Source organism: Pelagibacterium luteolum (assembly GCF_900100665.1).
Taxonomy (GTDB): Bacteria; Pseudomonadota; Alphaproteobacteria; order Rhizobiales; family Devosiaceae; genus Pelagibacterium; species Pelagibacterium luteolum.
The window spans coordinates 102594-128805 of the sequence record NZ_FNCS01000008.1 but is presented as its reverse complement, the minus strand read 5'-3'; the positions used below and the strand labels follow the sequence as shown (position 1 = coordinate 128805).

28 protein-coding genes and 1 tRNA gene are annotated in these 26212 nt (G+C 59.2%); 11 read left to right on the top strand and 18 right to left on the bottom strand.

Annotated elements, in window-relative coordinates:
• Position 1: 1 nt before the first annotated feature.
• The 4 genes from folP to lipB all read right to left on the bottom strand — a co-directional run bounded on the left by folP (position 2) and on the right by lipB (position 3682).
• Complete coding sequence (folP, locus tag BLR31_RS13625) at positions 2–853, bottom strand: dihydropteroate synthase (protein WP_090597243.1); 852 nt, start codon at positions 851–853, stop codon at positions 2–4.
• Entirely contained in the window at positions 850–2184 is a 1335-nt protein-coding gene (rimO, locus tag BLR31_RS13620) for a 30S ribosomal protein S12 methylthiotransferase RimO (RefSeq protein ID WP_210183933.1), read from the bottom strand. Before rimO ends, folP begins: the two co-directional genes overlap by 4 nt.
• Before the next feature lie 183 nt (positions 2185–2367).
• A complete protein-coding gene (locus tag BLR31_RS13615) occupies positions 2368–2892 on the bottom strand; it encodes a DUF4282 domain-containing protein (protein ID WP_090597241.1) in 525 nt (174 codons plus the stop codon).
• A gap of 55 nt (positions 2893–2947) precedes the next feature.
• Positions 2948–3682 (bottom strand): lipoyl(octanoyl) transferase LipB, encoded by a 735-nt coding sequence (gene lipB / locus BLR31_RS13610; protein WP_090597294.1) that lies wholly within the window; start codon positions 3680–3682, stop codon positions 2948–2950.
• Between lipB and BLR31_RS22045 the strand changes: the two genes are divergently transcribed.
• From BLR31_RS22045 to BLR31_RS13595, 3 genes are all read left to right on the top strand, one after another.
• Complete coding sequence (locus BLR31_RS22045; RefSeq protein WP_244505063.1) at positions 3588–3986, top strand: FliM/FliN family flagellar motor switch protein; 399 nt, start codon at positions 3588–3590, stop codon at positions 3984–3986. The two genes, lipB and BLR31_RS22045, sit on opposite strands and share 95 nt — an antisense overlap.
• Positions 3987–4095: 109 nt before the next feature.
• Positions 4096–4182, top strand: a tRNA-Leu gene (locus BLR31_RS13600).
• Positions 4183–4397: 215 nt separating this feature from the next.
• Positions 4398–5036 carry a L,D-transpeptidase gene (locus BLR31_RS13595; protein ID WP_090597239.1) on the top strand — a complete coding sequence of 213 codons (639 nt, stop codon included), beginning with the start codon at positions 4398–4400 and terminating at the stop codon, positions 5034–5036.
• A 33-nt stretch (positions 5037–5069) separates the two neighbouring features.
• On the opposite strand, the gene BLR31_RS13590 is transcribed toward BLR31_RS13595, so the two are convergent.
• Both BLR31_RS13590 and BLR31_RS13585 read right to left on the bottom strand, forming a co-directional pair.
• Entirely contained in the window at positions 5070–5645 is a 576-nt protein-coding gene (locus BLR31_RS13590; RefSeq protein ID WP_090597238.1) for a DNA-3-methyladenine glycosylase, read from the bottom strand.
• A 21-nt stretch (positions 5646–5666) separates the two neighbouring features.
• Complete coding sequence (locus BLR31_RS13585) at positions 5667–6371, bottom strand: GGDEF domain-containing protein (RefSeq protein ID WP_176762663.1); 705 nt, start codon at positions 6369–6371, stop codon at positions 5667–5669.
• 288 nt (positions 6372–6659) lie between these two features.
• Here BLR31_RS13585 and mgtE point away from each other — a divergent pair, with 288 nt between their 5' ends.
• The 4 genes from mgtE to BLR31_RS13565 all read left to right on the top strand — a co-directional run bounded on the left by mgtE (position 6660) and on the right by BLR31_RS13565 (position 10348).
• The gene (gene mgtE / locus BLR31_RS13580) at positions 6660–8066 is read left to right on the top strand and encodes a magnesium transporter (protein ID WP_090597236.1); all 1407 of its coding nucleotides are present in this window, start codon (positions 6660–6662) and stop codon (positions 8064–8066) included.
• Positions 8067–8363: 297 nt separating this feature from the next.
• Positions 8364–8825 (top strand): DUF1489 family protein, encoded by a 462-nt coding sequence (locus tag BLR31_RS13575; RefSeq protein WP_342027595.1) that lies wholly within the window; start codon positions 8364–8366, stop codon positions 8823–8825.
• A 79-nt stretch (positions 8826–8904) separates the two neighbouring features.
• On the top strand, positions 8905–9306 hold the full coding sequence (locus BLR31_RS13570; protein ID WP_090597234.1) for a PRC-barrel domain-containing protein: 402 nt from the start codon (positions 8905–8907) through the stop codon (positions 9304–9306).
• A 163-nt stretch (positions 9307–9469) separates the two neighbouring features.
• The gene (locus tag BLR31_RS13565) at positions 9470–10348 is read left to right on the top strand and encodes a division plane positioning ATPase MipZ (protein ID WP_244505062.1); all 879 of its coding nucleotides are present in this window, start codon (positions 9470–9472) and stop codon (positions 10346–10348) included.
• A 3-nt stretch (positions 10349–10351) separates the two neighbouring features.
• On the opposite strand, the gene BLR31_RS13560 is transcribed toward BLR31_RS13565, so the two are convergent.
• From BLR31_RS13560 to BLR31_RS13550, 3 genes are read right to left on the bottom strand one after another with little or no spacing between them, the layout of a single operon-like run.
• Entirely contained in the window at positions 10352–11131 is a 780-nt protein-coding gene (locus BLR31_RS13560) for an SDR family oxidoreductase (protein ID WP_090597233.1), read from the bottom strand.
• A gap of 58 nt (positions 11132–11189) precedes the next feature.
• Positions 11190–11471, bottom strand: a complete 282-nt coding sequence (locus tag BLR31_RS13555; RefSeq protein WP_090597232.1) for a hypothetical protein — start codon at positions 11469–11471, stop codon at positions 11190–11192.
• A 51-nt stretch (positions 11472–11522) separates the two neighbouring features.
• A complete protein-coding gene (locus BLR31_RS13550) occupies positions 11523–13121 on the bottom strand; it encodes a D-alanyl-D-alanine carboxypeptidase (RefSeq protein WP_143009391.1) in 1599 nt (532 codons plus the stop codon).
• A 326-nt stretch (positions 13122–13447) separates the two neighbouring features.
• On the opposite strand from BLR31_RS13550, the gene clpS reads away from it, so the two are divergent.
• Together clpS and clpA are read left to right on the top strand one after the other, a co-directional pair.
• Positions 13448–13807 carry an ATP-dependent Clp protease adapter ClpS gene (gene clpS, locus BLR31_RS13545; protein ID WP_176762662.1) on the top strand — a complete coding sequence of 120 codons (360 nt, stop codon included), beginning with the start codon at positions 13448–13450 and terminating at the stop codon, positions 13805–13807.
• 12 nt (positions 13808–13819) lie between these two features.
• Complete coding sequence (gene clpA / locus BLR31_RS13540; protein WP_090597230.1) at positions 13820–16210, top strand: ATP-dependent Clp protease ATP-binding subunit ClpA; 2391 nt, start codon at positions 13820–13822, stop codon at positions 16208–16210.
• A gap of 90 nt (positions 16211–16300) precedes the next feature.
• Here the strand turns inward: clpA and BLR31_RS13535 are convergent, their stop codons facing one another.
• From BLR31_RS13535 to BLR31_RS13510, 6 genes are read right to left on the bottom strand one after another with little or no spacing between them, the layout of a single operon-like run.
• Positions 16301–16729, bottom strand: a complete 429-nt coding sequence (locus BLR31_RS13535) for an HIT family protein (protein ID WP_176762661.1) — start codon at positions 16727–16729, stop codon at positions 16301–16303.
• 55 nt (positions 16730–16784) lie between these two features.
• Entirely contained in the window at positions 16785–17939 is a 1155-nt protein-coding gene (locus tag BLR31_RS13530; protein ID WP_090597229.1) for a GNAT family N-acetyltransferase, read from the bottom strand.
• The gene (locus BLR31_RS13525) at positions 17936–18691 is read right to left on the bottom strand and encodes a glycerophosphodiester phosphodiesterase family protein (RefSeq protein WP_090597228.1); all 756 of its coding nucleotides are present in this window, start codon (positions 18689–18691) and stop codon (positions 17936–17938) included. The genes BLR31_RS13530 and BLR31_RS13525 overlap by 4 nt, the downstream gene beginning before the upstream one ends.
• Positions 18692–19144, bottom strand: a complete 453-nt coding sequence (locus BLR31_RS13520) for a RidA family protein (protein WP_090597290.1) — start codon at positions 19142–19144, stop codon at positions 18692–18694.
• Positions 19119–20447 (bottom strand): DNA polymerase IV, encoded by a 1329-nt coding sequence (locus tag BLR31_RS13515; RefSeq protein ID WP_090597227.1) that lies wholly within the window; start codon positions 20445–20447, stop codon positions 19119–19121. The genes BLR31_RS13520 and BLR31_RS13515 overlap by 26 nt, the downstream gene beginning before the upstream one ends.
• A gap of 4 nt (positions 20448–20451) precedes the next feature.
• A complete protein-coding gene (locus BLR31_RS13510; protein ID WP_176762660.1) occupies positions 20452–20727 on the bottom strand; it encodes a DUF3572 family protein in 276 nt (91 codons plus the stop codon).
• A 100-nt stretch (positions 20728–20827) separates the two neighbouring features.
• Between BLR31_RS13510 and BLR31_RS13505 the strand changes: the two genes are divergently transcribed.
• Positions 20828–21202: a response regulator gene (locus BLR31_RS13505; RefSeq protein ID WP_090597225.1), complete on the top strand. Its 375-nt coding sequence runs from the start codon at positions 20828–20830 to the stop codon at positions 21200–21202.
• A gap of 32 nt (positions 21203–21234) precedes the next feature.
• Positions 21235–22614, top strand: a complete 1380-nt coding sequence (locus BLR31_RS13500) for a PleD family two-component system response regulator (RefSeq protein ID WP_090597224.1) — start codon at positions 21235–21237, stop codon at positions 22612–22614.
• 354 nt (positions 22615–22968) lie between these two features.
• On the opposite strand, the gene rpmG is transcribed toward BLR31_RS13500, so the two are convergent.
• The 3 genes from rpmG to rnr form a co-directional block, all read right to left on the bottom strand.
• Entirely contained in the window at positions 22969–23136 is a 168-nt protein-coding gene (rpmG, locus tag BLR31_RS13495) for a 50S ribosomal protein L33 (protein WP_090597223.1), read from the bottom strand.
• Between the two features lie 103 nt (positions 23137–23239).
• Complete coding sequence (locus tag BLR31_RS13490; protein ID WP_090597222.1) at positions 23240–23668, bottom strand: DUF983 domain-containing protein; 429 nt, start codon at positions 23666–23668, stop codon at positions 23240–23242.
• 1 nt (position 23669) lies between these two features.
• On the bottom strand, positions 23670–25967 hold the full coding sequence (gene rnr, locus BLR31_RS13485) for a ribonuclease R (RefSeq protein WP_090597221.1): 2298 nt from the start codon (positions 25965–25967) through the stop codon (positions 23670–23672).
• Positions 25968–26212 lie beyond the last annotated feature (245 nt).

Genomic DNA, 26212 nt, shown 5'->3' with positions numbered 1-26212 from the left:
CTTATCCCCCTGTGGCCGGCGGACCATAAAGTGTGGCGGATGAAACGCGCAAGGCGTCGCGGTTCTGGCGCACATCGTGAACGCGGAATATGTGCGCACCTTTGACGTAGCCAAGCACCGAAGTCGCAACCGTCCCGAAAACGCGGTCTTTCGGTGCCACATCGAGGAGATTGCCGATCATCCGCTTGCGCGAGGTGCCGACCAGTATGGGGAAACCCAGCGCGTGCAAATCGTCGATGCGATTGAGGAGGGCATAGTTCTCCTCGAACGATTTGGCAAAGCCGAACCCCGGGTCGAGGATGATTTGTTCGCGCGCCACACCGGCATCGAGGGCAATCTGGATCGATTTGGTCAGCCAGCGCCTGATCTCGTCAATGATGTCGAGAGAGGTGTCGCGCTCGGGATCCCAGTGCATTGCGATCACGGGTGCGCCGTGGTGCGCCGCTACATCCGCGATCTCAGGATCACGCTGCAAGCCATGGACATCATTGATGATTTTTGCTCCGGCCTGAATGGCCTGATCGGCGACGAGAGCCTTATAGGTATCGATTGAGATGACCCGACCAAAGCGCATGTCCGCCAGCGCATCGAGAACCGGCATCACCCGGTCGAGTTCGTCCTGAACCCCAATCTCATCAGAGCCCGGCCGCGTGCTCTCGCCGCCAAGATCGATGATATCGGCGCCTTCGGCCGCAAGTGTTCTCGCCTGTTCGACAGCGGCTTCGACACCCGAGAAATCCCCGCCATCTGAAAAGCTATCGGGGGTTACGTTGAGAATGCCCATTACCACCGGTTGGCGGCCCAGCGTCAGTGGGCCACCATCCATCGGTACGGCGAACGCCTCGTGAATCACTGCACCGTTCCGGCAGGGACCGCATAGAGATCGTATTCGTCAGAATCTACGACAGTCACCGAAATCATGTCGCCGGGCTTGATGCCTGTGGCGTTCTCGACGATCACATTGCCGTCGATCTCCGGTGCGTCCCATTTGGAACGCGCGATGACGCGCTGCTCTTCCGGCTCCACATCGTCGACCAGCACGTCGATGGTGCGACCGACCCTGCTGGCCAGTTGCTGGGCCGAAACCTCCTGCAGCGCCTCCATGAGGCGTCCATAGCGCTCCTGCTTGATCTCGTCCGGGATTTCCTGAAGGCCGAGATCATTGGCTCGTGCGCCCGTCACCGGCTCGTATGGAAACGCTCCGGCGCGGTCGATCCTGGTCTCCTTGACCCAATCGAGCAGCATGCTGAAATCTTCCTCGGTTTCGCCAGGAAAGCCGACGATGAACGTCGAGCGGATCGCCAGATCGGGGCAGACTTCGCGCCATTTGCGGATGCGATCGGCGGTCTTTTCCTGATTGGCCGGACGCCGCATGGATTTGAGAACCTGCGGGCTGGCATGCTGGAAGGGGATGTCGAGGTAGGGCAAAATCACGCCATCGCGCATCAGTGGAATGACGTTATCGACATGGGGGTAGGGGTAGACGTAATGCATGCGCACCCACGCGCCCAGCTGTCCCAATTCTTCGGCCAGTGTCTGAAAGCGTGCTTCGACCTGACGGCCGCGATAGGGCGAGGTGGCGTATTTCGTATCGACGCCATAGGCGCTGGTATCCTGGGAAATCACCATGATTTCCTTGACCCCGGCCTTCACTAGTCGCTCTGCTTCGTAGAGAACCGAAGCAATAGGGCGGGAGACGAGGTCGCCGCGGATCGAGGGGATGATGCAGAAGGTGCAACGGTTGTTGCAGCCCTCGGAAATCTTTAGATAGGCATAGTGACGCGGCGTCAGCCGCAGGCCCTGCTCAGGCACCAGATCAACGAAAGCGTTGGGGATCGGCGGCACGGCTTCGTGCACGGCGCTGACCACGGCTTCATATTGATGAGCGCCGGAAATGGCCAGCACGCCGGGATGCGCCTTGCGGATCATCTCTTCTTCGCCGCCCAGGCAGCCGGTGACGATAACCTTGCCGTTTTCGCTCATCGCCTCTCCGATGGCGTCCAGGCTTTCGGCCTTGGCGCTGTCGAGAAAGCCGCAGGTGTTGACGATCACGACATCGGCGCCCTCATAGGACGGCGAAAAGCTGTAGCCTTGCGCGCGCAAGGTGGTGAGGATGCGTTCGGAATCCACCAGGGCCTTGGGGCATCCAAGGCTAACGAGGCCGACTTTGGGGGCGTTCTGCATGGGCGCGCTCATCGCGTGCTACCTGTCCTTCAAACAGCGAGAGTGCGAACGGCGCCCACCCGAAGGGTCGACTGCAAGGCTTGCACGTCTCGAAAGATTTGCGCGTGTCATAGCGCAAAGCGCGCAAAGGTCAATCTTGGCGCGCTCAAACCAGCCTTGTAGATGGGGCAGGGCTCGTTGAGATCAAGGCGCCGTCGTAGGCTTTTCTGGCGCATGTTCCGCCGGCTTGGGTGCATCCGCGTCGGGCATAATGGCCGGCTCTTCAGCCACGGGTGCTGCCACATCTGCCGGTGCCGGCTTTTTGGGCGTGACGGGTGCCGCGGCCGGCGTTGGCCGTTCCTCGATCTCCTCTGCCTCAGCCAGTTCCTCGAGCGCGTCCCGGACGTCGTCGATAAGTGACCCTGAGCTGCCGGTGGGCGTATAAGCGTCCGCCTCAGCTGTATGCGCCGTAAAATAGACGATTACGCCCTCGCAGACGATCCGAAGCACGACGAGCGCCAGCAGGCCGAACACTGCAATTTCAAGAAGACCCCAGAGCCCGCTGCCGAATCCGAACCGGAAGCTCGAAAAGAAATGGGTGACTGCCCAGAGCAGGATCGCCGCGAGCCCGAGAAAATAAAGAATCGTCACGAGCTTAGGCGCAATGATCCTGTTGAGGTTGAACAGGATGTTGCCCGTCGCGAGCTTCTTGAAATCGTCCATTGGCATGTCGTTCGATCCTTGCACCGGGAATCGCTGGAATTTGAGTGTGACCTTGTCCCCCTCAAAGGGTACTGGCAAGTCGCACGGGGCCAAAATGGCGCTCAAACTGGCTTTGGAGCGCTGAATCGACTTCCGGCATCGATACCAGCTGCCCGAGGTCTTCGAAGCTTGTGACGCCGTGCTGAGTGATACCACAGGGCACAATGCCGGAGTAGTGACCGAGGTCCGGGCTGATGTTGAGCGATATGCCGTGAAAGCTGGCCCAGCGCGACACACGGACGCCGATGGCCGCAATCTTGTCTTCGACCAGCGGACCTTTGTCCGGGCGCTTGACCCAGACACCAATCCGTCCGTCGCGCTTTTCGCCCTTGATGTTGAATGCAGCAAGCGTGTCGATCACCCAGTTTTCCAGGCCGGAGACTAGGCATCTGACATCGCGACCGCGCTCGCGAAGATCGAGCATGACATAGACCACGCGCTGGCCGGGGCCATGATAGGTGAACTGTCCACCGCGACCGGCTTCAAACACGGGAAATCTGTCGGGCGCGAGAAGGTCTTCGGCTCGCGCCGATGTGCCGGCCGTATAAAGCGGGGGGTGCTCGACCAGCCAAATGGCTTCTCCTGCCTCACCGTCGGCAATCGCCCGTGCCCTGGTACGCATTGTTTCGAGTGCATCGGGGTAGGAGACCAATTGCTCGGAAATGAACCAGTTGGCCGGTTTTTCGTCAGCGCGCACGAGCTTCCTGGCGCTGGCGCAACTCTGGCTTCCATCCGCGCTTAACGCTTCACTAACCATGCTCATTCAATGTCGTCCCAAATCGGCAGCTTTGATTCCAGTCATGTCCTACCCGCTGCCCAGGTCCGTTATGAATACGCTTGAAACCATCGAAATCGACGTCTCCGTGGAACTTGGTGCTGCAATTTTGCCGGTGCATCACCTGCTGCGGCTTGGGCGCGGCGCGGTCATCGAACTCGACGCGTTCGAGAACGATCCCATGCGTATCTATGCCAACAACACCCTGATCGCCAAGGGCGAGGTACAGGTGGATGACGGTCAGCTGCATGTGGTGGTGACCGAGAAGGTGATCAAGCCCGCGTAGCGTGCGGACAACTTTATCCCCAATCGATCAATTAGGCACTTGAGGGATCACAATCCTTTTGCTACATGCAGCCTCGCTTCGCCTGAGGGCGCAGCGTTCCCCAGACAGTGCGGTCGTGGCGGAATTGGTAGACGCGCAGCGTTGAGGTCGCTGTGGGGTAACTCCCGTGGAAGTTCGAGTCTTCTCGACCGCACCATCTCTGGCTCTTTGTAGCCGGCAAAGCCCCCAAGTTCAGACATCCCAGAACGCAGCATATAGCCGGGTGCTTGTGTTGCTGTTTTGCAGCAGGCGGGCGGCGCGATGTCTTGATTTGGTCCGTCACGAAGATGCGGCGCAATTATGGTGAGAGAAGTTTTAACTCTTATGGTTAATCTTCTCAGCATTGTTGATTCTCGGCTTGGGTAGCGATTGATGAGTCTTACGCGACGCGGTTTCCTTGTTGCATTGCCATTGTTTCTAGCGGCGTGTTCCACTCGCACGGCGCCGACCACGGATAGTGGTTCGGCTGTGCTAAATGCTTATGCGGCTATCCCGCATCCTGAATTTCCATTGCCGGCGCTCAATGCCCGGATGATCCAACCGCATCTGCGGCGGCAGGAAGTCGACTACGACACGAGCCATGCCAAGGGCACGCTGGTCGTGGATACACCGTCCAAATATCTGTATTACGTCCTCGGCGAAGGCAGGGCCATGCGCTACGGCATCGGCGTTGGCCGGGAAGGGCTAGCGTTGCGCGGGAATGCCTATGTCGGGCGCAAAGCCGAATGGCCAGGCTGGACGCCGACGGCCAATATGTTGCGGCGCGATCCTGAGGCGAACGGGCCGTATCGCAATGGCGTGCCCGGCGGGCTCAACAACCCGCTCGGCGCGCGCGCGCTTTACCTCTACCGCGGTGGTCGCGATACTATGTTCCGGATCCACGGCACCAATCAGCCGCAATCCATTGGTCTCGCCATGTCCTCGGGCTGTGTTCGCATGCTCAATCATGATGTGATCGACCTATACGAACGCGTGCCGAGCGGTGCGCGCGTGGTGGTCATTCAGGCCTAGGGCCTTAGTCTCTGACGATTTGAAGGCGGCCTCTCACGTGCGTGAGGGGCCGCTTTTCTTCATGGGGCGGCTCAGATATCGGCTGCCCGAGAGCCCGAAGCGCCACGGATGCTCGGTCGCCTTGCTTATCCCTATGCGAGGTCCTGCGACGATCTCGGCCGGGCATTGTTCAGGCGTGAAAGTAAATGGGGCTTGTGAAATCGCCCTACCGTTATGGCTGATGTCTATGCCCAGCGCTTGGGTCAAACATCCCGGGCCGCCGCAGAGCTTGCGCATGTCCGTGACGCCGCGACGCGCCATCATGGCAGCAATGCCGTCCGTCGGGGCCAGAGCGCGGATCAGGACGGCGCTGCCAGGTTGGCATACAGCGTTGACGCACCAATGAATGCCGTAGCTGCGATACACATAGATGGTGCCCGGTTCATCGAACATGGAAGCGTTTCGCGCCGTTAAACCGCGAAAGCTGTGTGATGCGGGATCGCTCAGCGTGTAGGCTTCAGTCTCCACGATGATCCCACCCACGCCGTCTACAAGAAACCTCGCCCCGATCATGCGGCGGGCGATCGTCACAGCGTCGCCATTGAAGAAGTCATTGATAGTGCTGGTCATCCCCGCAACATAGGTCGCCCGTCACACCATCGCCAGTCCTTCGTTTCGACCGTCTGATCCTGCGATGCGAACGCAGTTTCTGCCCTCCCCCTTGGCGGTGTAGAGGCGCTCGTCGGCCATTTTGTATAGCAACTCAAATTGTGTTTGATCATCGAACACCACGCCGCCAACGCTGACCGAGAGCGGATAGAGTTGGCCATCCACGGTGAAAATCGCTTGTGAAACGGCATTCCGAAGGCGCTCGGCGACAATTTCGGCAGCGTATCGGTCCACGGCTGGAAGGAAAATGCCGAACTCCTCGCCACCAATCCTGCCCACGCTGTCACCAGCACGCACCGAAGAACGAATGGCCTGGGCAATGATAGATAGCGCCTCGTCGCCATTCTGGTGCCCGAAGCGATCGTTGATGGTTTTGAAGTTGTCCGCATCAACAATGAGAAATGCACCGTGCATTTGCAGACCGGCGGCGAACATGTGCTCGAGTTTCGTTTCGACCAGGGTCGTGAACGCGCTGCGATTGAGGCATCTGGTAAGGCCATCGGTGGCCGCGATGATGCCCAACTTGCGATTGACCTCGGCCAGTTCGCGAAGTTTGAAAGAGAAATAGACAAACAAAGGCAGACCCGGCAGGAGCGGAAGAATTAGCGCCGCTTGAAGCGCGCGATTACGAACGATGGGGTCATCATGAGCGAATACCATCCCGTTATAGGCGAGTGAAATAACCATGCAGATCAAGGGTCCCAAGACGATCCAAGACCCTGTGCGCAACCAGTCCGCCCCATCTCGCGCCATCATCGCGCACCTCCCATGTCGGTCTGTCGACGCTGACATTAATAGATATAAGAGCCGGCTTATTTCAGCCTCTGCGCAAATACATAGGTATGGTTGGCTCGAGGGGCGTCAGGGTGCATGGACGCTTACTGGGCTGTGGTATTGGCGCGCGGCATACGGTACCCAAGCGAACGAGCCCAATTGATTCACGCGGATGGCCATCCGGATCAAAGGAGAGTTGCGATGAGCGAAGACGCCCCGACCCACCCCGACCTGGCCGCCGACAGTTCTATTCACGACGCAGAAGGCCGTCTCAGTGCTGATTGGCTGGATGCCCTGCGGGCTGAAATCGCCGCCGGGGATCGCGCTCGGCTCATCGAGCGCATGGCACCGCTGCATGAGTCGGAGACGGGCGATGTCATCGAGGCATTGACCGCAGACGAGCGTGTTGCGCTCGTGACCCTGCTTGGTGATGAGTTCGACTTTCTCGCGCTGACCGAAGTCGACGATTCCGTCCGCATCGAGCTTATGGAATCGCTGCCCAACGCCGACATCGCACGCGGCGTTGCCGATCTCGATAGCGATGACGCTGTTTATATTCTCGAAGATCTCGATCAGGACGACCGCGACGAAATCCTGTCCCAGATGCCGGCGTTCGAGCGGATATCGCTCAAGCGAAGCCTCGATTTCCCTGAAGACTCCGCCGGCCGGCGAATGCAGACTGATTTCATTGCCATTCCGCCATTCTGGACGGTAGGGCAGACCATCGACTATCTGCGTACCAATGACGACCTGCCCGACGATTTCTACCAGCTTTACGTCATAGACCCCGGCTACAATCTGCTCGGCACCATCCCCCTCGATCGCATACTGCGCGCCCAGCGTGCCACGCGCGTTCAGGACATCATGAACACGCAGGTCCGGCAGATCGAGGCTACGCTCGACCAGGAGGAAGCTGCACGCATTTTCGAGCGGTACGACCAGATCGAGGTGGCCGTTGTCGATGAAAGCCAGCGCCTCGTGGGGGTGCTCACCATCGACGACATCGTCGACGTCATCACGGAAGAGGCAAATGAGGACATTCACCGCCTAGGCGGCGTGGGCGATGAAGACATTTCCAAGACCGTGCCGGGCGTGGTGCGCAGCCGTGCAACATGGCTATTGGTCAATCTTGGCACCGCGACCCTCGCATCCCTCGTCATCGGTCTTTTCGATGCGACAATCGAACAGATGGTGGCTCTGGCGGTGCTTATGCCCATCGTGGCATCGATGGGCGGGGTGGCGGGCACTCAGACCATGACCGTCACGGTGCGCGCCATATCGCAGCGCGAACTCGACAAGAACAACGCAAAGCGTCTTATCTCACGCGAATTACTGGTAGGGCTCACCAATGGAGCAATATTTGCTGTCTTGCTCGGGTTGATAACAGCGTTCCGCTTCTCAAACCCTGCGCTCGGTGTGGTCATCGGAGCGGCCATGGTGGTCAACATGATCGTTGCCGGCGGGTGCGGTATTCTCATACCCATGGGTCTCGACAAGCTCAAGATCGACCCGGCCGTGGCATCATCGACATTCGTCATGACCCTTACCGACGTCGTCGGGTTCTTCGCCTTCCTGACACTCGCCGGTTGGTGGTTCGGGCTGTTCTAGGAGCGAATCGAGCCATGCACGGCGCGCAATCGAGAAATGATCGAATGTGGCGCGAACGTGGCTTGCGGACTGTGGGCCGGATCGTTAATTAGACGTTACCGAACGCGGCGCCTGCCGCCTCAGTCGGATGTGTAACAGTTCAAGGAGCTTGCATGCGTAGCCAATCCAAGGCCGTATGCTGGCGAGCAGCAAGCTGGACCTGTGTCGGTTTGATCTCGCTTGGTTTCATTGTCTCGGTCATTGCCGGCGCCTGATACGGCCTTTCGGTAGAGACCAGAGTCAGTTAGGACAAATGGAGTGCCCGGAAATGGTCGCTCCATTTTCTTTTTCAGGTTCGACATGCACATCATCAAGCTTTGCGTCGGTGTCTCTTCGGTGGAAGATTTGATCGCCTGGCGTGCCGAGCGGCGCGCAATAGGGCATGGACGTGCGGACGGATTCACTGTGCATCGCACGCGTATGATGCCGAAAAGGGCCGAGGAGATCGTCGGAACAGGATCGCTGTATTGGGTGATCGGCGGTGCCGTGCGGTGTCGACAGGCTATCGTCGCGCTGGACGCGGCCACCGATCACGAGGGGCGATCCTGTTGCGACATCGTTCTGGATCCAGAGATCGTCCGCACCGTGCCGTATCCACGACGGCCATTCCAGGGCTGGCGCTATCTCGACCCCAACGACTGCCCGCCCGATCTCGGAGCCTCAGGCGATGACTTGCCAGACGGCATGGCGAAGGAGCTGGCGGCGCTCGGCCTCATCTGAACAGCTCCAGGTTAACGATTCAGGAACCCTGAGAAGGCCCATCCGTTTGCTCTCCAGTGCAACACTACGGAGAAGTCAAATGGACCCGAGGACAGATAATGGGCTCAACGCCCGCGACCTGGACAGCCGTGAGACCGGAAATCTCATTGGAAGCGATAAGGTTGAAGGTACGTCCGTTTATGGCTCGAAAAACGACAAGATCGGCAAGATCGAGCGTCTCATGATAGACAAGCCCAGCGGAAAGGTCGCCTATGCCGTGCTAAGCTTTGGCGGTTTCCTGGGAATCGGCGATGATCATTATCCCGTGCCATGGGCCAAGCTCACCTATGACGAATCCATTGGTGGGTATCGCACCGATCTCTCCAAGGCCGAGCTTGATGAGGCGCCGCGCTACGGCTCCGACGACGATTATGAATGGAATGATCGCCAGCGGGCATTGGACGTCTACACCTATTATGGCGTTCCACCCTACTGGATCTAGCGACAGCGAATCTCGTGCCGGGGCGTGAACGCGCTCCGGCATTTTAATCAAATCAACAAGTCTTCCTGCCATTCATTGTCGAAAGCGACACTATTCCAGCTTGTCTGCATGGGGCGAAGCACCTCATTGTTTGGCCGCTTCGGCAAAAGTGTAGGGGACGACGATGAGAATCGAGCGCAACAACGCGCATGTTATTGTGCTGGGCAACGAAAAAGGTGGCTCAGGCAAATCCACGACAGCGATTCACTTGGCCGTCCAGTTGCTCTACGAGGGCCATCGTGTCGCAACAATAGATTGCGACAGCCGTCAGCAGACCTTCACCACCTATGTCCGCAATCGTCGCGAGTGGTCGCGGGCGCACGGGGTCTCCGTACCCCATCCCATTCATTTTCATCTGCCGCGTGCGCAAGACGATTCCGTTGCCGATAGCAATCGTCGTGAGTTCGATATGTTTCGCCAGGCCGTCGTTGACGTCGAGCGCGACGTCGATTTCCTGGTCATCGATACCCCGGGGTTCGATACGCATCTCACGCGCATTGCACACTCTCTGGCAGATACGCTTATCACTCCACTCAACGACAGCCTGATTGATCTCGACGTGGTGGCTCGCATCGACCCCGAGCGCGCGACCGTGGTCGAATTGAGCCACTATACCCGACTCGTTCAGCGGGCCCGGCGCGAGCGCCTGAGCATCGATGGTAGAACCATCGACTGGGTCCTTGTCCGCAACCGCATGAGTACGCTCAATTCACGCAACGCTCGCCTTATCCAACTTGGCCTCGACGCGGTGAGCGGGCGCGTCGGTTGTCGTATTGCGGATGGCATCGGCGAGCGTGTGGTTTTCCGCTCGCTTTTTCCAATCGGTATGACCGTGTTCGATCCTTTGGACGAGGAGGTGCTTGGTGGCGCGCCGTCCATGAGCCATGTCAGCGCCCGTCTGGAGTACCGCCATCTGATCGAGGCGCTTAATCTGCCATCCAGCCCTCAAATGAGCGCGACCGAGAGCCTTGGCTACGACGCAGCATTGAACGGCACGGCCTGAGCGTCAGACCAGGAGGGACTGCCCGCCATCGATCCACACTGGCGTGCCGGTAATGTGTCGCGAGGCATCTGAAGCCAGGAAGTGAACGAGATCGGCCACGTCCTCGGCACGTCCGGGCTCGCCGCCAGTCAGCGGGATATCCCCTTCAGGAAAATGAACCGGCACGGCCGCACGCTCGGCGTTCTCGCGATTTGTGTTCTCGTCGATATTGCTCTCGATGGCGCCCGGGCATATCGCATTCACGCGGATTTTGTACTGTGCCAGCTCCAGGGCGGTCATCTGCACCAGCGCGAGCTGACCCGCCTTTGTGGTAGAATAGGCCGAGGCCCCAGCGGTGGTAAAAGTTCGCGTCCCGTTGATCGATGAGGTCACGATAATCGAGCCGCCCTGCTGCTTGAGCAGGGGAACGGCAAACTTGAATGTAAGAAATGTCCCGCGGAGATTGATTGCGATCGTCTGGTCCCAGTCCTCGACATCAAGCTCGTCGATCGGTGCCCAGGTGCCATTTATGCCGGCATTCGCGAACACGATATCGAGGCGACCGAAGGACTGCTTGATCTGGTCGAAGGCAGAGATCATGTCGGCGAGGTCGGACACGTCGGCGTAGAGGGGCAGGGCGCGCTGCCCAAGCGCCTCGATTTCGGCGCATACCGTGTCGACCTCCTCTTTCGTGCGGCTCAACACGGCGACGTCCGCACCTTTGCGCGCCAGCTTGAGCGCGCTGGCCTTGCCTAGACCCGAGCCCGCGCCGGTCACGAGGGCGATTTTTCCTTTAACCGTCATTGAAGACCTCCGTGGTGCGATCACGGACTGCAACGGTCAGGGCGTGGTCTGGTTCCTGTCAGTCGCCGCTGGGCAGGTAAAGGCGCAGCGCGCGCTGCCCGGTTGGGCCGAAAACATCGAGATCGATGGCCACCGGCGGGTGGACCATCCGACGGGTACGGGAGGACAGTGCGAGCACAACCGAAAGCATATCAGTGACACGGCGGCGAACGGGTCGATGCCCTTCAATGCCGCGCGCCAAGGCACTTATGGCCGTAGCCTGGACGACCGGGTCCTCCGAGGCCAGCGGGGAGCTGGACCGAAAAGACTTCAGATCGGTCAGTCCGTTCCGTTCACTCATTGGGCGACTCCATACATTTGCGCCAACAGGAAAAGACGGGTGATTTATGATTTAGCCTTGCACCGCCAGACAGTTGATCGAAGCCTGGGTCAGTGCATCGCAGGTGGTCCGGGCCTGTGAGCGGTCCGCAAAGCCGGCAAAGCGGGCGCGGTAGTAGGTGACCCCGTTCCGGTCGAAAGGCTCGACATAGCCACGCAGATCGCCGAGCTGGTTGTTGGTCTGGGTCGCCTGGCTCAGCATCTGATTGGCGCCGTCTTCGGTGTTGGCAGCACCGACCTGAACAATCCAGCCGCCACCAGGTATCGTTACCGCACTGTTCGTCGTGACGAGATCGACGGGGCGTGCAATCGGAGCGGGGGGAACAAGAACCTGGCCGGGTTGCAATGTTCCCACTTCAGGTTCGGCAAGCCGCATTGTCTCGGCAATCCACGCACCGATCGGATCATCGGCCGGGTAGGCCGGTGTTTCCGGCATGACGCCTGTCGCCACGTAGGTTGCCTGATCGAGCGCGCTGTCCCCTGGACGCGCGGGAATATCTTCAGCCGCCACCACCTGGAAAGGGATGGTTTCGGGTTCGGCCGGACCGGTCGGCTCGGCCGCGGGGGCCGTTGGAGCAACCGGGTTGCCTGTCACGGCCGCCACCTGCATGGCTGCCTGTTCCGCGGTGATGACTGGCAATAGGCTCACAGGCCGTGCGGGCGGCAGGCCGCTCAGCGGCACGGCAACCCCTGCGGAGGCCACGGCAATGCCGTTACCCAGCAGCGTCGGCCGTGCGATCATGGCTTCGCGCCAATAGTCGCCCTGACGTGCCTGCGGAAGATAGGTCCGAACCAATTCCGCCACCCGAGAATTGCGCGACGCGCCGGTATTGAAGCCGAGCGCCACGACGACGATATGGCGGTTATTGGAGCGGGCAGCGGTCATCAGGTTGTAACCGGAGGCATTGATGTAGCCTGTCTTGATCCCGTCGACGCCATTCTGGCCCAGCAGCGCATTGTGGTTGCCGTATGTGCGGCTGCCATAGGTGAAGCTGCGGGTCTGGAAATATTGGTAGTAGTTGGGGAAGTGGAGATAGATGGCGCGAGCGAGGATGGCCTGATCGTTGGCCGTGGTCACCTGGCCGCTGTCTGGAAGGCCCGACGCATTTCGGTAGGTGGTGCGGCTCATGCCGAGTGCACGAGCCGTCTGGGTCATGCGCTGGCCGAACTGGCTCTCGGTCCCGGAGATATTTTCGCCGATGACGCGGGCGACGTCATTGGCGGAAAGCGTAACAAGAGCCTTGATGGCGTTTTCGACCGTGATGGTCGATCCGCGCTGCACGTAAAGCTTGGTCGGGACGGCTGCGGCGGCGTGTGCCGAAACGTTGAGCTTGCTGTCAAGGCGCAGACGCCCGGCTTCAAGCTCCTGGAACAGGATATAAAGCGTCATGACCTTGGTGAGCGAGGCGGGGTATCTCAGCTCATTGGCGTCGTCCTGATACAGGACTTGCCCGGTCTTGGCGTCGACCGCAATGCCTGCATAGGCGCGCGGCACGTTCTGCGCCGCGGCCGGGGCAGTCAGCGCCGAAGCGATGGCGATGGAAATGAAGGCAGTGAGGGCAAATCGCGCAAATGCGGCGCGCGTGGACTCTATACGCAGTAGGGTCGGCACCCGATACTCCAACTCTTTACTGGACCGGTTCGATACACGCCGAACCGTTCTACTCAACTCATTGCCAATGCGCGCGCGTCCCCCGAAACGCCACACGGCTCGAAACTCTTCAAGCAAGATAGGGCGACGCGGTTACAAATCGGTAAAGTGCATAAACTTTGATGCAAAAATCGGTGGGTATGGTTCACAGGAGTTTGATCGTTGTTTCGCCCCCTTAACATGGCCGCTAATTTGCCTACATAATGGGGCCGTCTAGCCTTTCTGATTTGGGACCATAGACCTTGCCTAAGCATGCCCACCCACCGCTCAACGACCGCATTAGATATATGAGCTTCCCCGGCGCACCCTTGCGCGCAACAGGGCCGAATAAGCGCGATCAGGATGATGAGGATGGGCAGGTTGGGGTCGTCACCAAGACGCGCCCCAAGACAAAGAAGCCGAGTCTTTATCGTGTGCTACTGCTCAATGACGACTACACTCCCATGGAGTTCGTAGTTGCCGTTCTCGAGCAGGTGTTCAACAAATCCGTGGAGGATGCCACTCGCATCATGTGGCACGTTCACAACCAAGGCGTGGGGGAATGCGGAATCTATCCTTATGAGGTGGCCGAAACCAAGGTCACACAAGTGATGGATGCCGCGCGCAGAAACTCCCATCCGCTGCAATGCGTGATGGAAAAGCAATAGGATAGGACCAACATGCCTTCTTTCTCCCGTGGTCTCGAAAAGGCACTTCATCAGGCGATGAATCTCGCTCGTGAGCGTTCGCATGAATTTGCGACGCTCGAGCACCTGTTGCTCGCCTTGACCGAAGATCGCGATACGATTTCGGTCCTCAATGGCTGCGATGTCGACATCGAAGCCCTGCGAACCGATCTTGAAGAATTTATCGATGAGGAGCTCGACAGCCTCATCGTACCCAACGGCCAGGACGCGCGTCCGACCGCTGCTTTTCAGCGCGTAATTCAGCGCGCGGTTATTCATGTACAATCGTCGGGCCGCGAGGAAGTAACGGGTGCAAACGTGCTTGTCGCCATCTTTGCGGAGCGCGAGAGCCACGCTGCCTATTTCCTCGAGCAGCAGGACATGACGCGGCTCGATGCCGTCAACTTCATCTCGCACGGTATCGCCAAATCCGGCCGTAATGCCGATCGTCCGATCCGCGGCGCGGAAGAGGGCGGGCCCGGCTTTGAAGGCGAGCAGGAACGCGGCGGCAACTCGGCGCCGCAGCAGAGTTCGGCGCTGGCCGATTTCTGTATCAACCTCAACGACAAGGCCAAGGCAGGCAAGATCGATCCGTTGATCGGGCGTGCTTCGGAGCTTGAGCGGACGATCCAGGTTCTGTGCCGGCGCTCCAAGAACAACCCGCTTTATGTGGGCGATCCCGGCGTGGGCAAGACGGCAATCGCCGAAGGTCTCGCCCGCCGCATCGTAGAGGGCGACGTCCCGGAAGTGCTCCATGATTCCGTCATCTATGCGCTCGACATGGGCTCGCTGCTTGCCGGCACGCGCTATCGAGGCGATTTCGAAGAACGCCTCAAGGCGATCATGAAGGAGCTCGAAAAGAAGGAGAACGTGATTCTCTTTATCGACGAGATCCATACTGTGATCGGTGCCGGTGCAACCTCGGGCGGCGCTTTGGACGCGTCCAACCTCCTCAAGCCTGCGCTGGCTTCGGGTGCGATCCGCTGCATCGGTTCGACGACCTATAAGGAATATCGCCAGTTCTTCGAGAAGGATCGCGCGCTGGTGCGCCGGTTCCAGAAGATCGACGTAAACGAGCCGACAATTCCCGACGCTATCGAGATCATGAAGGGTCTGCGTCCGTATTATGAGGGCTATCATAAGCTCAAATATACCGACGACGCCATCAAGGCTGCCGTTGAGCTCTCAGCCCGTTACATCAACGACCGCAAACTGCCCGACAAAGCGATCGACGTGGTTGACGAGACCGGGGCGCGGCAGATGCTGGTGACTGAGGACAAGCGTAAGAAGACCATCGATGTCGAAGATATCGAGGCGACGATAGCGACTATTGCGCGCATCCCGCCGAAATCGGTATCCAAATCCGACACCGAGCTTCTGGGCAGCCTGGAAACCAATCTCAAGCGTGTCGTCTTCGGTCAGGACAAGGCGATCGAAGCTCTCTCGTCGGCTATCAAGCTGGCGCGTGCCGGCTTGCGTGAACCTGAAAAGCCCATCGGGTCTTATCTGTTTACGGGGCCGACAGGCGTGGGCAAGACCGAGGTGGCCAAGCAACTAGCGGACACGCTGGGTGTGGAACTGCTCCGGTTCGACATGTCCGAATATATGGAGCGTCACACGGTCAGCCGTCTGATCGGCGCGCCTCCGGGCTATGTCGGGTTCGACCAGGGTGGCCTGATGACCGACGGCATCGATCAGCACCCCCATTCGGTGCTGCTGCTCGATGAGATCGAAAAGGCCCATCCGGACCTGTTCAACATTCTGTTGCAGGTGATGGATCACGGCAAGCTGACCGATCATTCGGGCAAGCAGGTCGATTTCCGCAACGTCATTTTGATCATGACATCCAATGTCGGTGCATCAGAACTGGCCAAATCGCCGATCGGCTTCGGACGCGTGCGTCAGGAAGGCGACGACGAGGAAGCGATCAATCGGATGTTTACGCCCGAGTTCCGCAACCGGCTCGATGCGATCATTTCCTTCGCACCGCTTCCGCCATCGACAGTCAACCGTGTGGTGGAGAAGTTCATCCTGCAGCTCGAAGGGCAGTTGGCCGAACGTGGCATCACGATCGAGCTTACGCCCGAGGCTGCGGCCTGGTTGGCCGAACGTGGCTATGACGAAAAGATGGGTGCGCGTCCGCTCGGCCGCGTGATCCAGGAATATGTCAAAAAGCCCTTGGCGGAAGAAGTGCTGTTTGGACTGCTGCAGAAGGGCGGATCGGTCAAGGTAACCGTCGTCGGTGAAGGTAGCGAGGCTCGGCTCGAGCTGGTCTCCGTGCCACCGCGTCCAGCCCGTCCCAAGGCCATCACTGGCCCGAAGGGCGGCAAAAAGCCGACCAAGAAGCCTGCCGCAAAGCCCAAGGGTGCTGAGCAGAACACTTGAGACCATCCGATAAATAGCAAGAAGGGCCGGTCATCGATCGGCCCTTTTTCATTTCGTTTTACCCGAAGTTATCCCCGAAATTCCCACAGGCTATGCGAGCGCTGCCCGGATCTTTTCCGCCTGCACCGAGAGTTGGTCATTGTCGGCCATCTGTCCCGTATGCGGCTGCAGCGGCACGCCGTCATACATGGGGATGATATGGAAATGCAGATGAAAGACGGTCTGGCCAGCCGGAGCTTCGTTGAACTGGGCGATCCGCAGTCCATCGGCGTTCATGGCGGTCATCACGGCGCGAGCGATCGTCTGGGTCTTCTGAATCAGGTTAGCGAGAACCTGCGGATCGGCATCCAAAATGTTGCGTGAGCCTGTCTTGGGGATCACCAGTGCATGTCCGGTCGATTGCGGCATGACATCCATGAAGGCGAAAATATCGTCGTCCTCATAGATCTTATGGCTTGGGATATCGCCTTTCAGGATCTTGCCGAAAATATTGTCCGGATCGTATGCGGTCATCGCCATCTCCTTTTGCGTTGTTCGGAGGTATAGCCCACCACGAGCGGGACGCAAAATGCAGCTAACCCTTTCTAAAGGGCGTGTAGTCGGCCAGTTCGGAATTCTGGAGTTCGACGTATCTGCGTTCGTCCTCAAGATATTCCGCCAACGCACGGCGCAGTCCGGGGTGGGCGAGATAGTGGATCGAGCGGGTCGTCACGGGTGCATATCCCCGCGCCAGCTTATGCTGGCCCTGTGCTCCAGCTTCAACGCGCTTTAGGCCATGGGCGATCGCGAAATCGATAGCCTGGTAGTAGCAAAGTTCGAAGTGGAGGAATGGGACATCTCTCACGGCGCCCCAATTGCGGCCATAGAGCGTATCACTGCCTAGAAAGTTCAGCGCACCTGCAATGTATTGAGCGCCATCGCGGGCCAGCATCAGGACGATGCGGTCGGACATTGTCTCCGAGATGAGCGAAAAGAACTCGCGATTGAGGTAGGGCCGCCCCCATTTGCGCGCGCCCGTGTCCATGTAAAACTCGTAGAACGCGTCCCAATGGCTCTCGGTCAGATCATTGCCAGTCACCCATTCGCAGGTGATCCCGTCAATCAGCGCCTCGCGCCGCTCCCGCTTGATGGACTTCCTCTTTCGCGACTGCAGCGTGTCGAGAAAGGCGTCGAAGCTCTCGTATCCATCGTTGGACCAATGGAATTGCGTGTCGTAGCGCGTAAGCCAGCCCGTTGCCGCGCCAATCTTTTCCTCGTTCTCGGTGACGAAAGTGGCGTGGACGGATGAGGCGTCGAGCTTGCCGGTCAGCGCTTGGGCCGCTTCAAGCAGCAGGATTTGCGTCTGGGTATCGGCGGCAAGAAGCTTTGGGGCGCTGGCAGGCGTGAAAGGAACCGAGCATTGCAGCTTGGGATAGTAATGTCCGCCGGCGCGTTCAATGGCATCGGCCCAGGCATGGTCGAAGACGTACTCGCCCATCGAGTGAGATTTGAGAAAGAGGGGCATCAGCCCCACCGCCGTATCGTCGCGGGACACCACGATGTGTTGCGGCTGCCAGCCGGTCCGAGCCGTGGCTGAGCCCGACTCTTCAAGCGCCAGAAAGAACGCGTGCTCTAGAAAAGGGTTCTGCGGGCGCGCGCTACCACCGGCTGCGAGCCTGTTCCAGGTGGAGGCGGGGATGGATGCGGTCGAGGGGTGAACCGTAACGGTCAGCTCGGATGATTCACTCAAAGGTCGGGATCGAATCCTTCAAAGACGATCTGGTCGGCGTGGTGCCGGGCGTTTGTGGCTTCGGCTGGCGATTTTATCGTCCAACTCATCACCTTTTGCCCTAGCGCGCGAAACAGGCGGATTGCGGGCAGCGGCAACGCCGTGCGCTCGCAGGATATGAATGTGAAGCGCGATACGGGGTAGTGCAAGAGATGCCTGAGCACAAATCGTTGACTGGCGGGCATGTCGCCATACCAGTCTGGACGATCATAGCCATAGGTGATGATGCCGAGCGGACCTGAATATCTCGCCTTCCGAACGGCGATCAGCATCTTGGGATCGAAGGACTTGATGACGAGGTCGCCGTTATAGCCGGCAATGCATTCCGCCACCCGCGCCGCGAGCCGCTGAGTCTCCTCGGGATCGGCCTGATGCTTAAGCTCGACAACCAGCGGGGCGCGCCCGGCAATCTGGTTCAGAAAGGCCAGGAAGGTTTGCGGACAGTCGTGCGTTGCACTCCCCAACAGAGGCATCGCGCAAATCTCTGCAGCCGTGACATCGCGCATAGCGCCGGTCTGGCCCACGAGGCGGTCGAGAACCGGATCGTGGAAAACGACAGCTTCCCCATCAGCCGAGAGTTGCAGATCGCACTCTATGCCAAAACCCCGGGCAATTGCGGCCTCGAAGGCAGAGGCCGAGTTTTCGATCACGCCACTGGTCTTGTCGTGCAGTCCGCGGTGGGCAATGGGGCGCAGAAACGGCACTGTCGTCATTTACTCAATCTCGATAACGGCGTCGATTTCCACTGCGGCGCCAAGGGGAAGGGAGGCCACGCCAAACGCGGCACGGGCGTGCTTACCCGCGTCACCCAACACTTTTATGAACAGATCGGATGCGCCGTTAGCCACAAGATGCTGCTCGTGAAAATCCGGCGTCGAGGCGACCAGCACCGTCAGCTTATGGACTGCCACAATAGTATCGAGAGGGGCGATCGTCCTTGCCTGCGCAAGAATGTTGATAGCGCAGAGTTCGGCCGCTCTTTGTCCAGTCGCGACGTCTGTACCATCGCCCAGGCGCCCCTTCAGCAGACCTTCAGAACCGCTCGACAACTGACCGGACACATAGAGCATGTTGCCCGCCCGGCGGACTGGAACATAGCTCGCAGCGGGAGCCGCAGGGGTGGGGAGGGTGATGCCCAGTTCAGTCAGCTTCTGCTCGATCGTCATCATTGGTCTCCGGCTTGTTCTCTTTGGTCTTGGGCTTTTGGTATAGTTTGCCACGCACCACGGCCTCGCGACCGAAGCGGTCACGGACGCGGTCGATGGCACGCTCAGCGGCGGCCTTTCTCGCAATAGCGGGTTCGATCAAGTCGACAGGGTCGTTGCCGTCCGCCGCTTCCAGACCGGTAACACCGATCCCGAGCAGCCGAAAGGCCGTGCCGTCGACCTCGCGGGCCAAAAGCTGGACACCGGTTTCATAAAGCGTCGTCGCCAGTTGCGTCGGGATCATAATGTGCTGAGCGCGCGTGCGCGATTTGGATCCTGCGGTCTTGAGCTTCAGCGTCACTGTGTCTCCAACCAGCCCCTGCTTTTTGAGCCGCTCGGACAATCGTTCGCTGAGTGACAGCAGGGCAGTGGATAGCGACTCGAAGTCTGCAAGATCCGAAAAGAAGGTCGTCTCGGTGCTCACTGACTTGGTTTCGCGTTCAGGCGAGACGCGACGGTAGTCCTCACCACGGGAAAGCTTGGCGAGACGGGCGCCCATCTCGCCATAGCGACGCATCAGGTCCTCCGGCGAGCGCCGCTGCAAATCGCCGATCGTCAAAAGCCCATCTTTGCGCAAGGTTTCGGCCATCACCTTGCCAACACCGAAGATGACGCTGATCGATTTGGTCGACAGCAGCTCTACCGTCTCTTTGACCCCAATCACGGCAAACCCGCGTGGTTTGTCCAATTCGGAAGCGATCTTTGCCAAGAACTTGTTATGGCTCAACCCGATCGAGATCGTGACGCCGATCTCGTCCTCGACGGCCTTGGCAAGGCGCGCCAATGACACCGCCGGCGCCGATTTATGCACCTTCTCAGTGCCGGAAAGATCGAGAAACGCTTCGTCGATCGACAGGGGCTGAACCAGCGGCGTCAGCGCTTCAAGCTTCTCGCGTATCTGACGGCTGACGCCGACATATTTGGCCATATTGACCTTGATCACCACGGCATCGGGGCAGAGACGCTTGGCCTGAAACATTGGCATGGCAGACCGCACACCGCTCATCCTGGCGATATAGCAGCAGGTCGAGACCACGCCACGTTGTCCGCCGCCCACGATGAGCGGCTTGTCGATCAGCGTGGGATCGTCGCGCTTTTCGACCGAGGCATAAAACGCGTCGCAGTCGATATGGGCGATCGAAAGCGCAAATAGCTCGTCGTGATAGATAACTCGTGGAGACCCGCATTTCGGGCAACGTTCAGGCCCGCGGGCCGCTTCGGCATGCGTCAGGCAATCGCGGCAGAGATAACCGCTCGCTGCCATTGGTTCAACTCTGCGGATTGAGGCCGTGCCAGACGCGCATCACCCGACTGACGTCGAGATTGGCGTTGGCGCACATGGCAAGAAGCTGCGGCTCGTTACGGGCAAAATAGTCGAGAAGACCTTCCGAGAGGGCGCGTGTGCCGACGGATTCGCGCAAGCGCTGCGGGGAATAACCCGCTAGCGCCATGAAGCGTTCGAGCTCTTCGACATCGCCCGCGAGCCAATTCAGGCACGCGTCGCCGATCATCAAAAGCTCACTGGACTCAACTCTCTCGCGCACGGCCTCAGACTCAGCGTATTTCTGGTTTCGTAATACATTGCTGATACCGCACTGCGATGACAATCGAAAGCGCCCGATGAGGGTGCGAGCGAAGGACCCCATGACCAAGACCGTAATGATCGTGGAGGACAACGAGCTCAATATGAAGCTTTTCCACGATCTCCTGGAATCGCGCGGCTACCACACAATCCAGACTCGCAACGGTATGGAAGCGCTCGATCTCGCGCGTGAGCATCACCCGGATCTGATACTCATGGACATTCAGCTGCCCGAAGTCTCGGGGCTGGTCGTGACCAAGTGGCTCAAGGAAGACGATGACCTCGCCGCAATACCGGTCATTGCGGTCACCGCATTTGCCATGAAAGGCGATGAGGAGCGTATCCGCCAAGGCGGTTGCGAGGGCTATATCTCCAAACCAATCTCCGTGCCTCACTTTTTGGAAACGATTGAAAGCTACATTGGCAAGGCCGAGTAGCCCGATTTTTCCCTGGAGCGGAGACGCGCGCCGTGACTGCACGAGTGCTCATCGTTGACGACATTCCAACGAATGTGAAGCTTCTCGAAGCGCGGCTTCTTGCCGAATATTTCGAGGTCGTCACCGCTTATTCCGGCCCGCAGGCTATCGAGATATGTCGGACGCAGGACATCGACATCGTGCTGCTCGACGTCATGATGCCAGAAATGGACGGGTTCGAGTGCTGCCAGATTCTCAAGCACGACGTTGCTACGTCTCATATCCCGATCGTCATGATTACCGCGCTGGACCAGCCGTCGGACCGGGTGAGGGGACTCGAGTCTGGTGCTGACGATTTCCTGACCAAGCCCGTCGACGACATCCAACTCCTCGCGCGGGTCAAAAGCCTCGTCCGGCTCAAGTCGCTGAGTGACGAGTTGCGCGCACGCGCGCGCACCAGCCACGAGATTGCTTTCGAGGACGCCTCGCGCTCCGAATACGGTATCGCGGTCGATCAAGGGCGCATCCTTGTCATAGACACCGAGCGGAGCCGCGCCGAGCGTCTGGAATCCTACCTGCGCGATCATCATCGCGTCACGGTTCTGACAGAACCGGCCGATGCGGTACTGCATATGGCCGGCGGGGAGTTCGAACTCGCTGTGGTCTCGATGGCGCTCGAAGGGTTCGATCCCTTGCGTGTCTGCTCGCAGATTCGCACCATTGACCAGACCCGCTCCGTTCCCATCGTTCTGGTTGCAGAAGAGCGTGATCGGCCTCAAATCGTCCGGGCGCTTGATCTCGGGGTGAATGATTTCATCATGCGCCCGATCGAGCGCCATGAACTTCTGGCGCGCGTGAAAACGCAGATCCGGCGTCAACGCTACACCGTCGAATTGCGCGAAAGCCTGAACTCCACGATGGCGATGGCCGTCATTGACGAGCTGACTGGGCTTTACAACCGCCGTTATTTCGAGCGGCATCTGGCCATGGTGCTGAACAAGGCGAAAACCCAGGACCGCGACATGGCCGTCATGTTGCTCGACATCGACTATTTCAAGCCCGTCAACGACACTTATGGCCACGACGTCGGCGACGCCGTACTCAAGGAATTCGCAGCACGGTTGCAGCGCAATATCCGTGGCGTCGATCTCGCGTGCCGGTTTGGCGGGGAGGAGTTCGTCGTCGTAATGCCCGATACGGATCTTCGCCAGGCTGAGAACGTCGCAGAGCGCGTGCGCAGTGCGATGGCGGACGATGGGTTCGCGGTGGGCACCGATCGTCCTCTGGCCATCACGGTCAGCGTGGGGATTGCGCTCAACGCCTATCAACTCGATACGCCGGAATCTGTGACCAAGCGGGCCGATATCGCGCTCTACCACGCCAAGCGCGCCGGGCGGAATCGCGTCGTCGCCGACTCAGCGCGCGCCGCTTAGAGCCGTCGCATCCCTGGTTGGCCCGCGCGTCAAGCGGAATCGGGTGCAGGTAAGGTTAATCTTTCATTATGATTTTTGAATCCGAGAGTGCAAACTCCGGATTTGCTTGGCTTGAGCAGGGCTGAGGAGTAGATTTCAAGAACTGAAACGGACGGGGCATCGCCTCACCGTTCAGTCTAACACCCTACGGTTTTCAGGTCCGCCGCAACTCCTGTTCCGTAGGGCGGCTGGCCCGGTTCGGACAAGAGTGGCCTCTTCGACAAACCGGCCCGGGTCAGCCACTTTTTTCACTGCAACAACAAAAAGCCCCGCTCAAGAGCGGGGCTTTTTCGTATGCCATCGAAAGCAGACCTATTACTTGATCTTGGCTTCCTTGAATTCGACATGCTTGCGCGCAACCGGATCATACTTGCGGAACGAGAGCTTCTCGGTCGCAGTACGGGTGTTCTTCTTGGTCACGTAAAAGAAGCCGGTGTCAGCGGTCGAAACCAGCTTGATCTTGATCGTGTTGGACTTTGCCATCGCGGTAGCCTTTGAAACAAATAGGCCGCGCGACGGTCTGTGCGCACGGCTCGGAAATGAGTTGGGCGCAAACTATGCATTTCGCGCCAAAAGTCAAGCGCACTCACGTGCGTTCGTCGTCCTCGATATCGCCGTATCTGTCCACCGGATCAAAGCCATGCATATACCGCGCCCATTGCAGTCCGACGATAGCGCCCTTGGTCATCGGCAGGAGGATGAGCGACGACAGGATGATCAAGGGAATCATCACCCAGAGATAGGTGAGGGGGTGCCAGGGCGTCGAGCCCATCTCCATGTGCAAGACGGCGCCCACCGCGATGTGCCCCACGATAGTGATCACAAGATAGGGCGGGGCGTCGTCTGCGCGGTGATGGTGAAGGTCGGTTCCGCAGTTGTCGCAGGTATCCACGACCTTTAGATATTTGCTGAACAGCTTGCCTTCGCCGCACGCGGGACAGCGACACTTGATGCCGTTGAGCATGGCCGGCCATGTGGGGCGGTGGGGACGCAATGTTACGTCGGTGAAAGTCATGCTATCTCCGTGAGCGCCGCCCATGCGACGCAGGCTTGGATCGCCGGGCATTGCGGCCACGTCCCGGACCTGGCGCCTTGACCCGTTCGCCCTGAGATAAGACCTCGAACCGTAAAGCGCCAGCCATGGGCGCTGCTTCAAGCAGTCGCACGTCAACTTTGTCGCCGATCCTGAACCGCTCCCCTGTGCGCTCGCCGATCAGCGCCTGCTGCTCTTCGAAATAGCGGAAATAGTCCTGACCAAGCGAGGAAACCGGCACGAAACCGTCCGCTCCGGTCTCATCCAGACGGACGAACAGGCCAGCGCCCACAAGGCCCGCAATGGTTCCGCGGAAGCGCGCGCCGATATGGCCCGCGAGGTATTGCGCAAGGAGGCGGTCGGAGGTTTCGCGTTCCGCGACCATCGCCCGGCGTTCGGTTGCGGAGATATGTTCGCCGATCGAGCCAAGCCGTCCTTCTTCTGCATCGGTCAGTCCGTCGTCGCCAAGATCGAGGGCGCGGATCAATGCGCGATGGACGATCAAATCGGAATAACGCCTGATCGGCGACGTGAAATGGGCATAGCGATCGAGATTGAGTCCGTAGTGGCCATAATTGCCCGGCGCATATTCGGCCTGCGCCTGACTGCGCAGGACCATTTCATTGACCTGCTGGCTCTTGCCGGCTTTTTCGGCGCGGAAGAGGATTTGATTGAAGTCGCGCGGGCGCAAGGCTTCGCTGCGCGGAACCGGCAGGTCGAGCGATTTTAGAAACTCGCCAAGGGTAACGATCTTTTCGCGGCTCGGTGCGTCGTGGACGCGATAGAGCAGGCCGATCTTATGTTTCTCAAGCGTTTCGGCAGCACAGACGTTGGAGAGGATCATCATCTCTTCGATCAGCTTGTGCGCGTCGAGCCGCTCGGGAACATAGACGTCCTTGACCATTCCATCTTCATCGAGGCGGATGCGGCGTTCCGGCAAATCCAGCGCGAGCGGGCCGCGACGGTCGCGCGCCGCTGATAGCGCGCCATAGGCAGCCCAGAGCGGCTTCAGCACGGGTTCGAGTAGTGGCCCGGTCACATCGTCCGGGTCACCATCGATCGCGGCCTGAGCCTGATTGTAGCTCAGCTTGGCGGCCGAGCGCATGATGACGCGATGGAAGGAGTGCTTTTTCTTGTTACCCTCGGCGTCGATGACGATCCGCAGCGCCATGGAGGCGCGGTTTTCGCCTTCGCGAAGCGAGCAAAGGTCGTTCGATATACGCTCTGGCAGCATCGGAACGACGCGGTCAGGAAAATAGACCGAATTGCCGCGAATAAAGCCCTCGCGATCCATCGCCGATCCCGTACGCACATAATAGGACACATCGGCGATCGCGACATGGATGATGAACCCGCCAGGGTTATCCGCATCCGTATCGGGCTCGGCATGAACCGCGTCATCGTGATCCTTGGCGTCGGCGGGATCGATGGTCACGAGCGGAATGTCGCGCCAATCTTCTCTGCCTTTCAGCGTCGCCTCAGTGGCCTCCTGAGCTTCCTTGAGAACGGAAGCGGGGAAGCGGTATGGAATATCGAGCGCATGGAGCGCGATCAGACTAACCGCACCTTCGGATTGCGGATTGCCGACGACATTGACCACTTTGGCGCGCGGGATCATCAAGCGCCCCGAGACGGTGACTTCAACCTCGACGAGATCCCCGTCCTTGGCTTCGCCGAGATCACCGGCGGCTATCCGCATTTCGCGGGCCTTGCGCTCGATGGGAACGAGGCGCGCCCCATCATCATCCATGCGAACGATGCCAAGATCGGCTTTGCGCGGTTTATCGAGCACTTTCATGGGGCGTGCGGTGTAAGTTGGGACGACCCCGTCACCGCGCTGAATTCGTGCTAGAATCCGATCGCCGGGCGCAGGGGCTACCCGCGCATCCTTACCCACTTCGACAGCGACCCGTGGCCGCTCGCCGCCGTCGTCATCCCATTTGGATGGAAAGGCGTGCAAATTCTCCGGATCGGCATCGGCAGGAATATCGAGGACAGTCACGGATGGAAGCTCTCCAACGGGACGCAATTCCTTGCGGCTCCGCGCCAGAAGGCCTTCCTTTTCCATGTCGCGCAAAAGCACCTTGAGCGGCACGCGATCGTCGCCCTTGATGTTGAAATGCCGGGCGATTTCCCGCTTGGAATTGATTTCCGGAAAGTCCGCGATCGCCTCGAGGATTGCTTCTCGTGTTGGAAGCTCGCCCGGTGCGAATTTGACGGCCTTCGCCTTGGGCTTTTTCCGTTCGGCGGCTGCCTGGGCACGCGAAGCGCTCTTGGCCATTTTTAATCCTTCCCGTAGACGCTCGACCTATCGAATCCGCGCTCCGTCTGGTCGCTGCCTTCAGGATAGTCGATTTCAGATCAATTGGTTAGTGCGTGCCGCGGTTTCGTTGGGGCGGCGATTTGGAAAGAGTTTTTCCAGCTTTAATGCCGCATTTGAAATATCAGCGCGTTGCGGTCCACACAAACCAGAGGCTACCATGCGCGCACTACACCAATTGGTCGTTCACTCACACGACCGCAAGA